The organism is Oleiphilus sp. HI0117, assembly GCF_001635235.1.
In genome coordinates this window covers 1-428 of the sequence record NZ_LWGA01000655.1, presented here as the reverse complement: position 1 = coordinate 428, position 428 = coordinate 1, and the positions used below count along the sequence as shown (strand labels likewise).

General features: G+C 44.4%; 1 protein-coding gene. It reads right to left on the bottom strand.

Features of this window, described 5'->3' with window-relative positions; translation table 11 throughout:
• The coding region (locus A3757_RS25145) for a DnaJ domain-containing protein (RefSeq protein WP_156506256.1) at window positions 1–163 on the bottom strand (163 nt) is incomplete at its 3' end.
• Between the last annotated feature and the right edge of the window lie 265 nt (window positions 164–428).

Here is a 428-nt window from a genome sequence, read left to right as displayed (position 1 = left end):
CATAAGCCTCAGTTGCTTCTTTAAACTTTTCTTCTGCTTGAGCATCATCCGGGTTGCGGTCCGGGTGGTACTTCATCGCCAAGCGTCTGTAGGCCTTCTTAACTTCCTTCGCATCAGCTGAGCGTTCAATACCCAGAACTTCGTAATAATCTCGTTTCGACATATGCAACAACCGTATTCAATAAAACCGTAAATAAAACTCTTCCCCGACCTCTGCCGAAGGATGAATCATTTTGCTAGCGCAGCTCTCAATAGCTCTATTGCGCATTAATACAAACTGACCTAGCAAAATAAACCTGAAGATATGCAAACGCGGAAGGCGATGCTTCCGCGTTCAAACGTAAGCTTTCAAACCAGAAGATTCAAAAATTACGCTATTTAAGTCTCAGAACAGGAGGGGCTACGCCCTCCTATCGACAACTTACTTC